This is a genomic window from Rhizobium azibense, assembly GCF_004342325.1.
Lineage (GTDB): Bacteria > Pseudomonadota > Alphaproteobacteria > Rhizobiales > Rhizobiaceae > Rhizobium > Rhizobium etli_B.
In genome coordinates this window covers 449,704-465,039 of sequence record NZ_SMBJ01000005.1, presented here as the reverse complement: position 1 = coordinate 465,039, position 15,336 = coordinate 449,704, and the positions used below count along the sequence as shown (strand labels likewise).

Genomic DNA, 15,336 nt, shown 5'->3' with positions numbered 1-15,336 from the left:
AATTTACCGTGCGTCCCCGCCTTTCCCTTGACGGTGCAGCCACATCTGTCCACATTACCATGACGACGGAGGTATTGGTGAACAGCAACGTTGGAACGATAGCAAGCGCATCGCCGCTTGTGGCAGATGCAGCCCCGATGGTCGACCCATTTGGACGGGCGGTCACTTATCTGCGCGTCTCCGTCACCGACCGCTGCGATTTCCGCTGCACCTACTGCATGGCGGAAAACATGACATTCCTGCCGAAGAAGGACCTTCTGACGCTGGAAGAGCTAAACCGGCTCTGTTGCGCCTTCATCGCCAAGGGCGTGCGCAAGATCAGGCTGACCGGCGGCGAGCCGCTGGTACGCAAGAACATCATGTTTCTCGTCCGCGAGCTCGGAAAGCGGATCGGTTCCGGCCTCGAGGAGCTGACGCTGACGACCAACGGCTCCCAGCTCGCCCGCCATGCGCAGGAGCTCTTCGACTGCGGCGTGCGCCGCATCAACGTCTCGCTCGATACCCTCGACCCCGTCAAATTCCGAAAGATCACCCGCTGGGGTGATTTCGCCAAGGTCATGGAAGGCATCGACGCGGCGCAGAAGGCAGGCTTGAAGATCAAGCTCAATGCGGTCGCACTCAAGGACTTCAACCAGGCCGAGATACCGGACATGCTACGTTTCGCGCATGGCCGCGGCATGGACCTCACCGTCATCGAAACCATGCCGATGGGCGAGATCGACGAGGACAGGACTGACCAGTATCTGCCGCTCTGCGAGCTTCGCGCCGAACTCGAACGTCAGTTCACGCTAACCGATATCGGCTATAAGACCGGCGGTCCGGCACGCTATGTCGAAGTCACTGAGACCGGCGGCCGTCTCGGCTTCATAACGCCGATGACGCATAATTTCTGCGAAAGTTGCAACCGCGTCCGCCTCACCTGCACCGGCACGCTCTACATGTGCCTCGGCCAGAACGATGCCGCCGACCTCCGCTCTGCACTGCGCGCGACGGAAGACGACGGCCTGGTCTATGCCGCGATCGACGAGGCCATCACCCGCAAGCCGAAAGGCCACGACTTCATCATTGATCGCACCCATAATCGCCCGGCGGTCTCCCGCCACATGAGTGTCACCGGGGGGTGACGGGCTTCAAATTGAGTGCCTCAAGCTGCCCCGGCGGGATCGCCGATCGGTAACAGTGCCGGATCGACGGGCGACGGCTCGTCGGAATCCTTGTCGTTCGAAGGGGCATTGGCCGGTTTTAACGGCGGCTTTTCCCGAACCCGGTCGGGCGCGTCCGTCGCCGGTGCGGGACCAGGCGGCGATTTAGTGGAACTTGAAACATCTTCCGACATGATGTGTCTTCTTTTTTCTGGAGGAAGCCCGGCCAGAGCCGGGCAAATGCTCAATGCCAGGTCTGGCGCTCGTACCAGTCATCGACCTCACGATGGATGCGATCCTTGCCAATGCCGTAGCGCTCCTGGATCTTGCCTTCAAGTTGCTCGCGGCGCCCCGCAATCTGGTCGAGATCATCGTCAGTGAGCTTGCCCCACTGTTCCTTGATCTTGCCCTTCAACTGCTTCCAGTTCCCTTCGACACGATTCCAATCCATCTACCTTCTCCTCTTCACTTGGACATGAATGGAGAACGCCAACAGCCCGGATTTGTTCAAATTTCCGGACAAAGAGTGGCTACGTGCGATTGATCGAAACGCCGCCGTCGGCGAGCATTGTCGAACCGGTGACAAAGCTTGCCATGTCCGAGCCCAGAAAAAGCGCCGCCTTGGCGATCTCTTCCGGCTGGGCGACCCGCTTCAGCGCGTGTAAACCCTTGACGAATGCGATCGTCTGCGGAGCGGCGTCCTTGAAGTTGATCGGATTTGCCTGCGTGTCGACGCCCCCAGGAAGCAATGCGTTCACGCGCACATTCTTCGGTCCCAATTCAACCGCCAGGACCTGCACGAGCCCCATCAGCCCCGCCTTCGCCGCCGCATAAGCGCCCATGCCGGGCATGCCTGCCGTGTGGCCGACGAAGGTCGAGGTGAAGATGACAGACCCGCCGCCGCGTTCAATCATCGCCGGCGCCTGATGCTTGGCGGCAAGAAATCCGCTTGTCAGGTTGAGGTCGACGGTATCGCGCCAATCGCCGAGCGAGATATTGCCAAGCGCGCAATAGGCGCCAGTGCCGCCCGCATTGTTGAAAGCGATGTCGAGGCCTCCGAACCGCCTTGACGCCGTTTCCACGAGAAATCGATGCAGTTCCTCGTCGCGTATATCGCCTGCAACGGCAACCGCCTCTCCGCCGTCCGCCTCGATCTCCTCGACGAGCGTCCCCAATTCCGCCTGCCGCCGTGCTGTGACGACAAGTTTCGCTCCCTCGGCGGCAAAGAGCTTGGCTGCGGCGCGGCCGATACCGGCACTGGCACCACTGACGATTGCGATTTTTCCATTCAGGCTGTTCATGCCCGCCTCCATTCATTGCAGAAGACCAAGTTCGGCAACCAGATCGCAAGAACGTGCAGCTGCCGCCACCCGTTTCCGGCGCTGCCTGAAGAAAACAATAGACAACGGACCGTCGACTCCCAATTCTGCCGGAGGCGATCTTTCAGACGGCGCGAGCGCATCCCCAACTCACCCCGCACTCCGGTCCATGCGTCCTGACGCTCGGTCTTGTCCGAAGGGCGTGTCGAGGCGCTGGCGCCAAGGCCTGGATTTCGCCACTCTGGTGCGTTCTGCTGCGCGATGAGCTCTTCGTCCTTGGCCGCTTGGCTCACCTCCCGGATGCCGATGGTTGTTCGCCGACCCGCGATAAGGCCGATTGAGCTGAACGACGAACAGAAGGACTTTCGTGACAATGCAGCGGGTTTGCAAAAACGGGCGATGAAATGAACTGGAATAGCCCTCAATGAGCGAGGTATAAGCACCTTCATTCCAGCGTGCCGGAGCCTTCAGGCCATTGCACTGGAAGAGATTTACCTGGAAAAACAGTGGCTTGAGCAGTTTCTGCCAGCAAACCCGGCATTGTTCCGCTTATTGTGCACGCGCGATCGATTTATTCTGGATGTGACTTTCATTGGATTCCCTTAATGCGCGATCCCCTCTAAAAGGACGGCACGAAAATCGGGAATCTCTTTTTATGCCGCGGTCTCGAAACACCCAGGGCGCAATCTTCATGAGCCTGGCCATGGCCGGCTTTTCCTCTAGCGACGCCCTCTCCAAGTCGGTCATCAGCTATATGAACGCTGGCCAGATCATCTTCATCCGTGGCGTCTTCACGAGCATTCTCGTCTATCTGATCGCCCGCCATCTGGGGGCACTTCGCTCCTGGCGCATCGTGCTGAAGCCGATCATCATCCTTCGCGTCGTCTGCGAAGTGCTTGCCGCTGTCTCCTACATCACGGCGCTGGGCATGATGCCGATCGCCAACGCCTCGGCCATCCTGCAGTCCCTGCCGCTCGTCGTCACTTTCGGAGCAGCACTCTTCTTCGGCGAGCCGGTCGGCTGGCGGCGCTGGTCGGCGATCCTGGTCGGCCTCCTCGGCGTCATGATCATCATCCGTCCCGGTCCCGAAGGATTCACACCCGCAGCCCTTCTCTGCGTCGCCAGCGTCCTGGTGACGGCAGGGCGCGATCTCGCAACCCGCTCCATAGATCCAGAAATTCCCTCCCTGATGGTGACCGTCGTCACCGCGATGTCGGTCGCCTTCTTCGGCGCGCTCCTCATGCCGGCACTCGGCGGCTGGCAGCCCGTCAGCCTCACTTCGCTTTCGCACCTGCTGCTCGCTTCCGTCCTGGTGCTGATCGGCTACCAATCCGTCATCCTCGCGATGCGCACCGGCGAGGTTTCGTTCGTCGCGCCCTTCCGCTATACGAGCCTGATCTTCTCTGCACTTCTCGGCGTCTTCTTCTTTTCCGAGGTGCCGGATTTCTGGACGCTCTGCGGGGCCGCGGTTGTCATCGCGTCGGGCCTTTATACCTTCTATCGCGAGGCCAAACGGCGCGTGCCGCCGATGGCGCAGGAATCCGAGCCGAGAAGCCCCGTGTGAGAACCGCCATGGCCGATTTTTCCCTGCACAACACCAACATTCCCGGCGTCATCCTTGCCGGCGGCCGCTCGACGCGCATGGGGCAGGACAAGGCCCGCGTCATGCTCGGCGGCCACTCACTGCTCGATCATGCCATCACGCGGCTGGCCCCGCAGGTCTCCACAATTGCAGTGAATGCCGACAGTGAGCCGCAATGCGGCCTGCGCTTCATTCCCGATATTGTCCCTGGCAAAGCGGGGCCGATGGCCGGCATCCATGCTGCAATGGCGCATGCGGCCACGTTTGCGGACGTCAGCCATGTGGTGACCGTTTCGATCGACAGCCCCTTCTTTCCGGCAGAGCTCGTCGCGGATTTCGTCGCCGTAATCGATTCCCCGGCAAAGATCGCTATCGCCGCCTCCGAAGGCCGCCCTCATCCCGTCTTCGGCCTTTGGCCGGTTTCGCTGAGGGACGAGCTCGCCGACTGGATCGCAACGGACGAAAAGCGGCGCGTGCGCGACTTCCTGTTACGCCACGACGTTGCGGAAGTTGCCTTCCCGCTGCATCCGACGCGCGCCAGCCTGCTCGACCCTTTTTTCAACATCAACACGCCGGACGACTTGGTGGAAGCCGAGCGCTGGCTGCAGGTGCTGTCATGACCAGACCACTGATATTCGGAATCGCCGGCTGGAAGAATTCGGGCAAGACGGGCCTTGCCGTACGACTCGTCGAGGAGTTTACCCGCCGCGGCTACCGCATCTCGACGATCAAGCACGCCCACCACGATTTCGATATCGACAAGGTCGGCGCCGACAGCTACCGCCACCGGCAGGCCGGTGCGCATGAGGTGACGATCGTCTCCGGCACCCGTTACGCCATCATGCATGAATTGCGCGGCGCGCCCGAACCGGGCTTTGAGGAAATCCTTGCACGCCTGGCTCCCTGCGACCTGGTGCTGGTCGAAGGCTACAAGCGCGAACCGATCCCCAAGATCGAAGCCCGCCGCCTGGAAGCGGCCAGACGCGATCTTCTGGCGCCGACCGATCCTCATATCTGCGCCATCGCCGCGGACCATCCTATCGCGGATGCGACCCTGCCGGTCTTCAGTCTCGACGACACGACAGAGATCGCCGACTTTATCGCCGCCAAGATCGGCCTTTCTCAGGCTTTCGAATAAAAATGCCGCCGCGCTAGCGACGGCATTTTCTCCTCGATCTGCTTACCTTACTGGTTCGATGCGACCGGGCGCACCAAAGCCGTGACGCGGCGAATGGTCACGCGGCGGTTTTCCTGTTCCGGACCATCCACGTTGACCTTCAGATAGCGCTCGCCATAACCCTGCGTCGCAAGGTTTTCCGGCGGAATACCATAGACGTCGGTCAGCACGTTGGCGACTGACTCGGCACGCTGGTCCGAAAGGACGAGATTGCTCTCATCCGAGCCGACGGCATCCGTGTGGCCTTCGATCAGGAAGGTCTCGCTCTGATCCTTTTCAAGCACCTCGTTCATCGCATCCGCAACCTTGCGCAGGCTGCGGGCCTGGCTCATCGGGATCTCGGCACTGCCCGTGGCGAAAGTAATCGTATCGAGGTCGATGCGACGGACCTTGTCGCGGATACGGGCCGAGTACTTCACCTCGTTCAGCGAATAGACGCGCTCGACGGGTTCCACGGGAGGCTCGCTCAGGAACTCGTAGTAGTCGCGATCCGGATTGCTGCTTGTGTCGATGATGTAGTCGCGCACCGGAATCGCCAGCCGCATCGGCGGCAAATCTGCGCCAGGATCCTCGAAGTAGCCGCGGTCGGGATCATCGTAAAGTTCCGGCGAATAATAGAGTACATATTCGCGGCCGCGACTGTCGATGCGCGAGCGTTGGATGATATCGCCATAGCGGTTGCGGATGGTCACGATGCGATAGCCCTCGGGGCGCTCGATCGTCTCGCGGTAACGATCCCGCGAAAGCTGCTCATAGAGCGGCCGTTCGCCGTCCCTGAGGAAGCGCCGCTCGTCATCGCTGCGCACCACAATCCGGTTGTTGAACTGTATGATGGTGCGGTTGTCGTCACCCTCGTAGCGCTCGACGCGCGCACCTTCGGGGCTCATGAACTCAGGCCTGCGGTCGAGCCTGCGGCCCTCTTCGCTCGTCACCGCCTCAAACTTGACGGGAGGACGACGCTGGCCCTCCGGCGCGAGCTGTGCATCGGCATCTGACTTGGGGACGGCGATGACCTGCTGCTCTGCAGCGCGCAGGCGATCACGTTCACGCCGTCCGCCCCGACCGACGGTCCGGTCGGCATCCTTGTCGCTATCGAGTACGGCGGCACCGTTCTCGACCGGCAGGACCACGGTCTCGTTGCTCTTGCTCGGATCCTCGGCGATCTGCTTGCGGCGATCGAGCTCTTCGGGCGTCACTTTCTCGGGAGCGGGAATTGCCTGCTCCGTCGGCTGCGCATCGCCGGTCGGCTGTTCACCGGTCGGCGCTGCGGGCGGTACCTGCTCGCCCTGCTGTTGCAGCGGCTCTTCGCCACCTTCGGCAGGCTTTTGCGCCTCGTCAGGCTCTGCGGGAACCGGCGGCTTTTCGGGTGCCGGAGATTCTGCGGGCACAGGTGTCTTCTCGGGCGCCGGTAATTCCTTCGGAACGGCTGCCTTGTCCTCGGCCGGCTGCTGCTCAGGCTGAGCTTCCTTCACGGGTTTTCGGCCGGGTTTTGCGGCAGGCTGCTGCTTTTCGCCTTCAGTTGCTTGCTGCTTTTCGCCTTCAGTTGCTTGTTGCTGTCGCTTGCGCGGACGCTGTTGCTCGGGCTGGGCTTCATCCGTCTGCTGTTGCGGCTCGTCGGCCTGGGGCTGGGCTTGGTCCTGCTGGGGGACTTCCTGCTGTGCGGGCTGCTGCTCGCGCTGCTTGCGGCGCGGCCGCTCGCGATTCTGCGCGGGCTGCTGTTGCGGTGCAGCCTCAGGCGCTACCTGTTCTTGCTCTGGTTCTGGCTCGGCCTGCTCCGGTGAGGCTTGGCGCTTCTTGCGTCGTGGCTGCTCCTCGCTCGGCTGAGCCTGCTGCGCTTCTGGAGCCTGCTCTGATTGAGGTGCTGGCTTGCGCTGCTTGCGGCGCGGCGCTTCCTGTTCGGCCTGCGGCGCCTCCTGCTGGGGTTCTGCTTCAGGCTGCTGTTCTTCGGCAGGCTGCTCGGCAGGCCGCTTGCGTTTCTTCTTCAGAATCTCTTCATCCGACGGCGCGGCATCCTGGGCGACCTCGTAGCTTCCGCTGATCACCTGCGACACGGGCCGCACTGCACTGACACCGGCTGCAGTCGCTGCATGGGCCGGCGACATGGCAAGCGACAGCGAAAGCAGCGGGAAAGCGGCGCTAGCAAACAATCTGGATTTCATGCCCATTGGGGGGTTTCCTCATCTTCTTGTTGAGCCTTGGCACACCCGCAGGGCGTCCCGACGTCTGTGGGCGGATTCAGGATCGAAATCGTCCAAATCCGGATTTGTTCCCGCTGTTTTAGGAAGCCGCTTATTAACCCGGTATGAATGAAGCGGTTCGGTCCCGTTCATCTTTGCCACAGTTTTCGCCGCACCATTTGGCTGCGATTCCAGTTGCAATTTCCAAAAAAAAGGTTTGATTATCGCGCCAAGGCGTGTGCCTCGTGCCCGCCGCATTCAGGTCGCTGGCGGATAAGAAGAAGACGCAGCGGCCAACCAACAGAGAGGATCCTCATGCGTATCTCCACCCGCTTTCTCGCAGCTGCTTCACTCGCAGCGCTGTCGCTTTTCGCAGGCTCGGCAATGGCCGACGGCGAGAAGTACGTGATCGGCACCGACTCGACCTACCCGCCCTTCGAATTCGTTGACGCCAGCGGCGAGATCAAGGGCTTCGACATCGACATCGCCAAGGCGCTCTGCGCTGAAATGAAGGCCGAATGCACCTTCGTCAGCACCGACTGGGACGGCATCATTCCGGCGCTGCAGGCCAAGAAGTTCGATATGATCGTTTCATCCATGTCGATCACGCCGGAGCGTCTGAAGCTCGTCGACTTCACCAACAAGTACTACAACACGCCGCCGGCCGTCGCCGTGCCGAAGGACTCGACGATCACCGATGTCGCCGGCCTGAAAGGCAAGACGATCGGCGCACAGACCTCGACGACGCACGCCAACTACGCCGAAAAGCACCTTGCCGACACGGAGCTCAAGCTTTACCCGACCGCCGACGAGTATAAGCTCGACATTTCCAGCGGCCGTATCGACGCCGCCATCGACGACGTCGTCGTTCTCTCCGAATGGATCAAGTCGGAAGCCGGCGCCTGCTGCAAGATCCTGACGACACTTCCCGTCGACAAGGAAATCAACGGCGAAGGCGCTGGCATTGCCGTGCGCCAGGGCGACCCGCTCAAGGACAAGCTGAACACCGCGATCGCAGCGATCCGCGCCAGCGGCAAGTACAAGGAAATTCAGGACAAGTACTTCGACTTCGACGTTTACGGCGAATAAGAAAACTTGTAACTGACCGGCAAAGATGATGGCGGAAGGCTTGCTCTTCCGCCATTTTTGTTTGACAACCATGGAAAGATCAAAACGGCATAAGCCGTGAGGGGAAAGTTGGCATGGGCGGATTGTTTTCCGCGCCGGGCTCGTTCTGGGCCTGGATAGGATATATCTTTGATCCGCTCTGCGGACCTTCCGGCGTTTTCACCTGGTTCGGGCAATCGACCATTCTCGCCTGTGGCAATGCAGGCTGGGGCGACGAAATCGCGCTCGGCCTGAAGACCACCGTGAGCGTGGCGCTTTTGACGCTTCCCGTCGGCCTCATCATCGGCTTCTTTGTCGCGCTGGGCCAGCAATCGGAAGAAAGGTCGGTGCGCGTTGCATCGGGCATCTATACCACGATCTTCCGCGGCCTGCCCGAACTCCTGACCCTCTTCATCATCTACTACGGCCTTCAGATCCTGATACAGTCGGTGCTCACCTCCTTCGGCTACGAGCAGCGGGTGGAGATCAACGCCTTCGTCGCCGGCATGATCGCGCTCTCGGTGGTCTTTTCGGCCTATTGCGCGGAAGTGCTGCTGTCGGCCTTCCGCGCCATACCGAGGGGCCAGTACGAAGCCGGCTATGCGCTTGGCCTTCATCATGGCCGCACGCTTGGCCTGATCGTGCTGCCACAGTTGGTCCGCATTGCCCTGCCCGGCCTCACGAACCTGTGGATGATCCTGCTCAAGGACACCTCATACGTCTCGATCATCGGCCTTGCCGACATCTTGCGCCAGACCGGCGTTGCCGTCCGAGTCACCAAGCAGGCTTTCTTCTTCTACATCATCGCCTGCGGACTTTACCTCGCGCTTGCGATCATCTCGTCGATCGGCCTCAGCTATATCGAACGCTGGGCCAAGCGCTCCGAGGCCCGCCGATGAGCTATGCGCAAACCCTCATTCCGCCGCAGCCGGCGCCGAAGGAAATCGTCAAGCCGATAACGGGCACGCGCGTCGTCGGCTCGCTCCTCGTCCTGCTGTGGGCGCTGCTTGCCGCAAGCCTGATCTACATGGTGATCGCCGGCTGGGACGTGGACAAGTTCGCGCGCTACGGTCCGCGCTACCTGCACGGACTGATGACGACGATCATCCTGGTGACGATCTCCGTGATCTTCGGCGCGGCACTTTCCCTGCCGCTCGCCTTCGCGCGCATGTCGAAGAACAGGATCATCAGCACGCTTGCCTATTGTTACGTCTACGTCTTCCGCGGCACGCCGCTCCTGGCACAGCTCTTTCTGATCTACTACGGCCTCGGCGGCTTTCGCGCGCATCTCGAAGCCGCCGGTCTGTGGTGGTTCTTCCGCGACGCCTGGTATTGCGGTCTCTTCTCGATGACGCTCAATACCGCCGCCTATCAGGCCGAAATCCTGCGCGGCGCCATCGAAAGTGTGCCGCGCGGCCAACACGAGGCAGCCTCAGCACTCGGCATTCACAAGGCCGTCGCCTTCCGCAAGATCGTTCTGCCGCAGGCGCTCATCGTGGCGCTGCGCCCCTACGGCAATGAAATCATCCTGCTGATCAAGGGCTCTGCCGTCGTCGCCATCATCACAGTGCTCGATCTGATGGGCGAAACCCGCTACGCCTTTTCGCGCACCTTCGACTACCAGACCTATCTCTGGGCTGCGATCTTCTATCTTTCGATGGTTGAGGCGCTTCGACATTTCTGGAACTGGATCGAGCGCCGCCTGACACGGCATCTGAAGCGCTGACGACGCTTGGCAGCACTCCCATATGAGCGCTGCCAAGTCATTGAAATCAAAAACAAATAGCCTTTTCTTCCCGCATCTGTCAAGCTTCGGTTAACCGACGCGTGTTTCCATTTCAAATCATGTTCACAAACGTGGCATGGGAACGAAAGCGAGGCTGAGATGAACAAGGACTTCGAAAAGCAGCTTCAGGGATACGGGCTGACAACCGCCCACATCCTCTACCACCTGCCGGATCACCCGGCGATCCTCCAGACCTACATCTGGCAGGAATACGATCTTGCTCCGGAATTTCCCGAAATGCGCGGCTTTCTGAAATTCTGGCAGGAGAAACTGGACGGCCCGCTGCATTCGGTGCGCTACATCCACCGCAAGCTGATTTCGGCGACGGAATGGCGCGCCCTGAAAGGCGAGTTCATCCTGCATTGAGGTCGTCAGACGTGTGCTTCGCCATGAATGAACTCGCCTTTGTCGGGTTCCCGGCGTAACACGCCATAGAGGATGGCGAGATAGAAGGCCACCACGAGGGCAATGACCACGAGCCCTGGAAGCGGCCCGAGCACGGCATTGTCGATCACATAGGTCCAGGAATGCGTCTGTGCCAGTGCGCTGCCCTCGGTCTGCAGTTTCGGCGTCGTGATTTTCAGCGCCCAGGCAAGCAGCATGATGAGATACATCCAGCTGTAGTTGCGCCGCAGCCGCCGCTGGACGGCGTCTGCGTAGGTCAGCAGGAACTTCGGCTTGCGCAGGCTGCTTGCGACCACCGGACCCCAATCGCGCGCGGAATTTGCCTCCGGCGACAGGATCTGCGCGAAATAGTTTTTTTCGACCTGCCGGACGCGGGCGCGGTAGATATCGAAGAACCGATAGCGCCTCGCCTCGATGAGCAAGAGCAGCGAGATCAGCATTATTCCGAAGAGAAGCACGCCATGATGGGCAGTCGGCGTCGACAGCGAGAGTGAGAGCAATGCCGCGACCACCGTGATCGCCCAGTTCGACGTCCGGTCGATGCGATCGCGCCAACTCGTCATGCGTCCGAGTTCGCCGCGATAATAGTGCGCCAGGGTATTGGTGATTTCGACCGGGGTCAGCGGCAGCGGCGGCGTCGCCTCCTTCCGGGCGCTCTCGTCAAGGCCGGGCTTGCTGATGTCGGTCGTCATGGCATTCCTCCCTGTCCTTCTTATTGAGGTCTCCATTTACATTCTGCGCCTCAAAGGCCGCCATTGCAAAAGGCACCGAGGCGCCTTACAGGCTTGACTGAACTCGAAAAGGTGGTGACGGCAATGGCAAAGAAGATCGACGAGGAAGCGCTTGCGGAAGCTTATAATCGCGCCCTTCGTCTCGAAAAGGCCGGTGACATCGATGCTGCCGTGAAGGCCTATGAGGAGGTGCTGGCGATCGACCCGGAAGACCACGGCGGTGCCGCCGTCCGCATCGCATCGCTGGGCCGCGGCGAGACGCCGGTCAGGGCGCCGGATGCCTACGTCGAAACCCTTTTCGACCAGCATGCCGAAGTTTTCGAGGACGTTCTTGTCGAGCAGCTCAGCTACCACGTCCCCATGTTGGTCCGCCAGCGCCTGCAGGAACTGAAGCTCGGCCCCTTCAGGCGCATGCTCGACCTCGGCTGCGGCACGGGGCTCACGGGCGGCACGCTGCGCGACCTGTGCGAGGAGATGACGGGCATCGATATTTCCGAAAACATGGTCGAGATCGCCCATGAAAAGGATATATACGAGACCCTCTTCGTCGCCGAGGTCGAGGACTTCCTCGACGACAACGACGAAGACGCCTTCGACCTCATCACAGCGACCGACGTGCTGCCCTATCTCGGCGCCCTGGAGCCGCTCTTTTTCGGCGCCGCTGAAAACCTGACGCCCGGCGGCCTCTTCATCTTCTCATCCGAGACGCTCCCGCCGACCGACGGCCGCCTTTACGCCGTCGGCCCGCACCAGCGCTTTCTGCACGCCGAAGCCTATATCCGCGACCGCCTGACTGCGACCGGCTTCGATCTTGTGGAGATGAGCGAAATCAACGTCCGCATGCAGGAAGGTCGGCCCAGCCCGGGACATCTGGTCATTGCACGGTTGGCCGGTTGAGGCACGGTCTTCGAGCCAACGGCTCAGGCTGGCCCAGGTCGGAGACCGCCGTTGCGACGCACCTGGAGCGCAGGTCAGCAGTTTCTTTGATCACCAAGTGCGACCGCCATATTTCTCAGGAAGAAAGGACGACTTCCCCTCCTCATAAATCGGCTGGGATGCGGTCGGGAACGGGAACCAGCTTGCTTCGGCCCGGCCCCAGTTGCTGTGAACCCTGCCTGAGCGACGGAGGAAATAACGAACCGCCCGCTGCATCGGAGACTTACGCAATCAGGAAACCATCCCTTGCGGCACGTCCTGTAACCTGATACTTAGCCGTTCAGCAAACTTTCAGACGACTGAAAGGCTCGACCATGTCGCTCGTTCTTTACGGACATCCACTCGCCTCCTTCTGCCACAAGGTGTTGATCGCGCTTTACGAGAACGGCACGCATTTCGAAAACCGCACCGTCGACCTGGCCGATGAAACATCGAGCGCCGAGCTTTTCCGCTTTTGGCCGGTCGGCAAGATGCCTGTCCTGCGCGACGAGGCGCTGGACAGCACGATCCCCGAGACGAGCATCATCATCGAATATCTCGACCGACACTACCCCGGTCCTGTCCGCCTGTTGCCGGACGATATCGACCGGGCGCTTCGCGTCCGCCTCTGGGACCGCTTCTTCGATCTCTATGTGCAGGCGCCGATGCAAAAGATCGTCACCGATACGCTGCGGCCGCAGGGCAGCAAGGATCCGCATGGCGTGGAAGAGGCACGCAACACGCACGCAACGGCCTACGGCATGATCGAGCAGCAGCTCGGCAGCAACCAATGGATTGCCGGCGACAGCTTCACGATGGCCGATTGCGCTGCCGCACCTGCCCTCTTCTATGCCGAAACGCTCGTTCCCTTCGGTGACGACCAGCCGAAACTGCGGGCCTATTACGAGCGCCTGCTCGAGCGGCCGTCCTTTGAACGGGTATTGAAGGAGGCACTGCCCTACTTCAGGTTCTACCCCTACAGTCACCAGCTCCCCGAGCGCATCCGCAGCGAAATGCCCTCGCAATGACCATGGAACCTGCCGTCCTCGACCGGATGTTTCACGCTTTGTCCGACCGCAGCCGCCGCGGCATGGTCGATCGCCTCGGCCGCGGCCCTGCCTCCGTCATGGAGCTGGCAAGGCCTCTTTCCATGAAGCTGCCGACAGTGATGAAGCATCTGAACGTGCTGGAATCGAGCGGCCTCGTGCTGTCGGAAAAGGCCGGCCGCGTCCGCACCTACCGCCTGCAGCAGGAGGCGCTTGGCCATCTCGATCGCTGGATCTGCGAGCGAAACCGACAAAGCTGATCCAACGCGCGCTACCTTCCGAGGATCGCCGAAAGCAGCTTGGCCTCCAGTTCGGCGAGTTCGGCATTGCCGTGCCTGCGCGGATGCGCAAAAGGGATCGCCAGATCAAGCGCGATCCGACCCTCATCGAGCACGATCACCCGGTCGGCCAGGTGCACCGCCTCGCTAACGTCATGCGTCACCAGTACAGCGGTGAAGCCGAGTTCGCGCCAGACGCGATTGAGGAGTTCCTGCATGCTGATGCGCGTCAGCGCATCCAATGCGCCGAGCGGTTCGTCAAGCGCCAGCACGCCGGGCCTGCTTACCAGCGCCCGGGCCAGCGCAACGCGCTGCCGCTGGCCGCCGGAAAGCCGTGACGGCCATTCCTGCGCCTTCTCGGCAAGCTGCACTTCGCACAGCACCACCGCCGCTTCCGCCAGTGCCAACCGCGTCTCCACCTTGTCGCCAAGCCCAACGGCGACATTCTCCGCCACGTTCAGCCACGGCAGCAGGCGCGGCTCCTGAAAGACGATGCGCGCATTCGGCTCGTTACCTGCGGTATCTTCGAAGCGCAACTCACCGGCCGTCGGCTGATCCAGCCCCATCAGGATGCGGAGCAGCGTGCTCTTGCCACAGCCGCTCTTGCCGATGACCGCGACGAACTGGCCCGCCGGAATGAACAGGTTGATGCCGCGTAAAACCCGGTTGCCGCTGAAACTCTTCTCAACGGCGCTGAGCGTGATCGAAGCGGCACCGGCTTGCAAAAAGGCCGCTTCCGTCCCGAATTCCGGCCCAGCAGCCCCCTGGCAGCGCTCATGCGTGATGACGGCCATTGCCCCTCTCCTGTTCCTGATAGACCGGGTTCCAGCGAAGCGCCCGCCGCTCCAGCGCCCGCGCCACGACGTCCGCCAGTTTGCCGAGCACGGCATAGATCACCAGCGCCAGCACCACGACATCCGTCATCATGAACTCGCGCGCATTGTTCGCCATGTGGCCGATGCCGGAAGACGCGGCGATCGATTCCGAAACGATCAGCGTCAGCCACATGATGCCGAGCGCATAGCGCAGGCCGACGAAGATCGAGGGAAGCGCGCCGGGAAAGATCACCATGCGAAACAGCCTCCAGCCGCCCATGCCGTAGACCCTGCCCATCTCGATCAGGTCGCGGTCGACGTTGCGCACGCCATGATAGGTATTGAGATAGACCGGGAACAGCACGCCGAGCGAAGTGAGGAAAAGCTTCGATTCCTCGCCGATCCCGAACCATAAAATGACAAGCGGGATCATCGCCAGATGCGGAATTGTGCGCAGCATCTGCAATGTCGTATCCGTCAGCTGCTCGGAAATCTTCGAAACGCCATTTGCAATGCCGAGCAGGAAGCCGATCGACCCGCCGACGATGAGACCGGCGAAAGCCCGCCCGGCACTGACGACAACGTCATGCGGCAACTGCCCCGATAGCGAGGTCGACCAGAAGGCGACAGCCACATCCGCCGGTGACGGCATGAGGCGTGAGGAAAGAAGCCCTGCCGAAGACGCCGCCTGCCAGGCGAGAATGATCGTGAACGGTACCAGATAGGGCAGCAGCGCCTCGCGGCTTGGAAGCGAGAGGCGAGAGGACGCCTTGCTGCTCTCTTGCCCGGCAATCGCTCGCGTGAACGGCGTTTCGAAAACCGACATGCTTTCTTCTCTCTTTGCGTGCTTTTGAAA

18 protein-coding genes are annotated in these 15,336 nt (G+C 61.2%); 11 read left to right on the top strand and 7 right to left on the bottom strand.

The window, feature by feature from the left end:
• The first annotated feature begins 59 nt into the window (after window positions 1–59).
• The gene (gene moaA, locus EV130_RS15525) at window positions 60–1,124 is read left to right on the top strand and encodes a GTP 3',8-cyclase MoaA (RefSeq protein WP_420493347.1); all 1,065 of its coding nucleotides are present in this window, start codon (window positions 60–62) and stop codon (window positions 1,122–1,124) included.
• Between the two features lie 20 nt (window positions 1,125–1,144).
• On the opposite strand, the gene EV130_RS15520 is transcribed toward moaA, so the two are convergent.
• From EV130_RS15520 to EV130_RS15510, 3 genes are all read right to left on the bottom strand, one after another.
• The gene (locus EV130_RS15520) at window positions 1,145–1,336 is read right to left on the bottom strand and encodes a hypothetical protein (RefSeq protein WP_074061453.1); all 192 of its coding nucleotides are present in this window, start codon (window positions 1,334–1,336) and stop codon (window positions 1,145–1,147) included.
• Between the two features lie 50 nt (window positions 1,337–1,386).
• Window positions 1,387–1,593, bottom strand: a complete 207-nt coding sequence (locus tag EV130_RS15515) for a CsbD family protein (protein ID WP_074061454.1) — start codon at window positions 1,591–1,593, stop codon at window positions 1,387–1,389.
• Between the two features lie 79 nt (window positions 1,594–1,672).
• Window positions 1,673–2,443 (bottom strand): SDR family oxidoreductase, encoded by a 771-nt coding sequence (locus EV130_RS15510; RefSeq protein ID WP_132550141.1) that lies wholly within the window; start codon window positions 2,441–2,443, stop codon window positions 1,673–1,675.
• A 673-nt stretch (window positions 2,444–3,116) separates the two neighbouring features.
• On the opposite strand from EV130_RS15510, the gene EV130_RS15505 reads away from it, so the two are divergent.
• The 3 genes from EV130_RS15505 to mobB are packed head-to-tail and all read left to right on the top strand — an operon-like array spanning window position 3,117 to window position 5,181.
• Complete coding sequence (locus EV130_RS15505; protein WP_074061457.1) at window positions 3,117–4,025, top strand: DMT family transporter; 909 nt, start codon at window positions 3,117–3,119, stop codon at window positions 4,023–4,025.
• An 8-nt stretch (window positions 4,026–4,033) separates the two neighbouring features.
• Window positions 4,034–4,663, top strand: a complete 630-nt coding sequence (gene mobA, locus EV130_RS15500; RefSeq protein WP_074061458.1) for a molybdenum cofactor guanylyltransferase MobA — start codon at window positions 4,034–4,036, stop codon at window positions 4,661–4,663.
• The gene (gene mobB, locus EV130_RS15495; protein ID WP_074061459.1) at window positions 4,660–5,181 is read left to right on the top strand and encodes a molybdopterin-guanine dinucleotide biosynthesis protein B; all 522 of its coding nucleotides are present in this window, start codon (window positions 4,660–4,662) and stop codon (window positions 5,179–5,181) included. The genes mobA and mobB overlap by 4 nt, the downstream gene beginning before the upstream one ends.
• 47 nt (window positions 5,182–5,228) lie before the next feature.
• Here mobB and EV130_RS15490 read toward each other — a convergent pair whose 3' ends face one another.
• Window positions 5,229–7,385 carry an OmpA family protein gene (locus EV130_RS15490; protein WP_132660746.1) on the bottom strand — a complete coding sequence of 719 codons (2,157 nt, stop codon included), beginning with the start codon at window positions 7,383–7,385 and terminating at the stop codon, window positions 5,229–5,231.
• Between the two features lie 327 nt (window positions 7,386–7,712).
• Here EV130_RS15490 and EV130_RS15485 point away from each other — a divergent pair, with 327 nt between their 5' ends.
• The 4 genes from EV130_RS15485 (at window position 7,713) to EV130_RS15470 (ending at window position 10,656) form a co-directional block, all read left to right on the top strand.
• Window positions 7,713–8,486: an ABC transporter substrate-binding protein gene (locus tag EV130_RS15485; protein WP_074061461.1), complete on the top strand. Its 774-nt coding sequence runs from the start codon at window positions 7,713–7,715 to the stop codon at window positions 8,484–8,486.
• 113 nt (window positions 8,487–8,599) lie between these two features.
• Window positions 8,600–9,403, top strand: a complete 804-nt coding sequence (locus EV130_RS15480) for an ABC transporter permease (RefSeq protein ID WP_074061462.1) — start codon at window positions 8,600–8,602, stop codon at window positions 9,401–9,403.
• Window positions 9,400–10,230, top strand: coding sequence for an ABC transporter permease (locus EV130_RS15475; RefSeq protein WP_074061463.1), 831 nt, complete (start codon window positions 9,400–9,402; stop codon window positions 10,228–10,230). Before EV130_RS15480 ends, EV130_RS15475 begins: the two co-directional genes overlap by 4 nt.
• A gap of 159 nt (window positions 10,231–10,389) precedes the next feature.
• A complete protein-coding gene (locus EV130_RS15470; RefSeq protein WP_074061464.1) occupies window positions 10,390–10,656 on the top strand; it encodes an usg protein in 267 nt (88 codons plus the stop codon).
• A 5-nt stretch (window positions 10,657–10,661) separates the two neighbouring features.
• On the opposite strand, the gene EV130_RS15465 is transcribed toward EV130_RS15470, so the two are convergent.
• Window positions 10,662–11,387: a DUF2270 domain-containing protein gene (locus tag EV130_RS15465; RefSeq protein WP_074061465.1), complete on the bottom strand. Its 726-nt coding sequence runs from the start codon at window positions 11,385–11,387 to the stop codon at window positions 10,662–10,664.
• Between the two features lie 123 nt (window positions 11,388–11,510).
• On the opposite strand from EV130_RS15465, the gene EV130_RS15460 reads away from it, so the two are divergent.
• From EV130_RS15460 to EV130_RS15450, 3 genes are all read left to right on the top strand, one after another.
• Entirely contained in the window at window positions 11,511–12,323 is an 813-nt protein-coding gene (locus EV130_RS15460; protein ID WP_132660789.1) for a class I SAM-dependent methyltransferase, read from the top strand.
• Window positions 12,324–12,676: 353 nt separating this feature from the next.
• A complete protein-coding gene (locus EV130_RS15455) occupies window positions 12,677–13,369 on the top strand; it encodes a glutathione S-transferase family protein (RefSeq protein ID WP_132660744.1) in 693 nt (230 codons plus the stop codon).
• Window positions 13,366–13,647: an ArsR/SmtB family transcription factor gene (locus tag EV130_RS15450; protein WP_074061467.1), complete on the top strand. Its 282-nt coding sequence runs from the start codon at window positions 13,366–13,368 to the stop codon at window positions 13,645–13,647. The genes EV130_RS15455 and EV130_RS15450 overlap by 4 nt, the downstream gene beginning before the upstream one ends.
• 11 nt (window positions 13,648–13,658) lie before the next feature.
• On the opposite strand, the gene EV130_RS15445 is transcribed toward EV130_RS15450, so the two are convergent.
• Both EV130_RS15445 and EV130_RS15440 read right to left on the bottom strand, forming a co-directional pair.
• Window positions 13,659–14,459 (bottom strand): ATP-binding cassette domain-containing protein, encoded by an 801-nt coding sequence (locus EV130_RS15445; protein ID WP_132660742.1) that lies wholly within the window; start codon window positions 14,457–14,459, stop codon window positions 13,659–13,661.
• Window positions 14,440–15,306 carry an ABC transporter permease subunit gene (locus EV130_RS15440; RefSeq protein ID WP_074061469.1) on the bottom strand — a complete coding sequence of 289 codons (867 nt, stop codon included), beginning with the start codon at window positions 15,304–15,306 and terminating at the stop codon, window positions 14,440–14,442. Before EV130_RS15440 ends, EV130_RS15445 begins: the two co-directional genes overlap by 20 nt.
• Window positions 15,307–15,336: the final 30 nt, after the last annotated feature.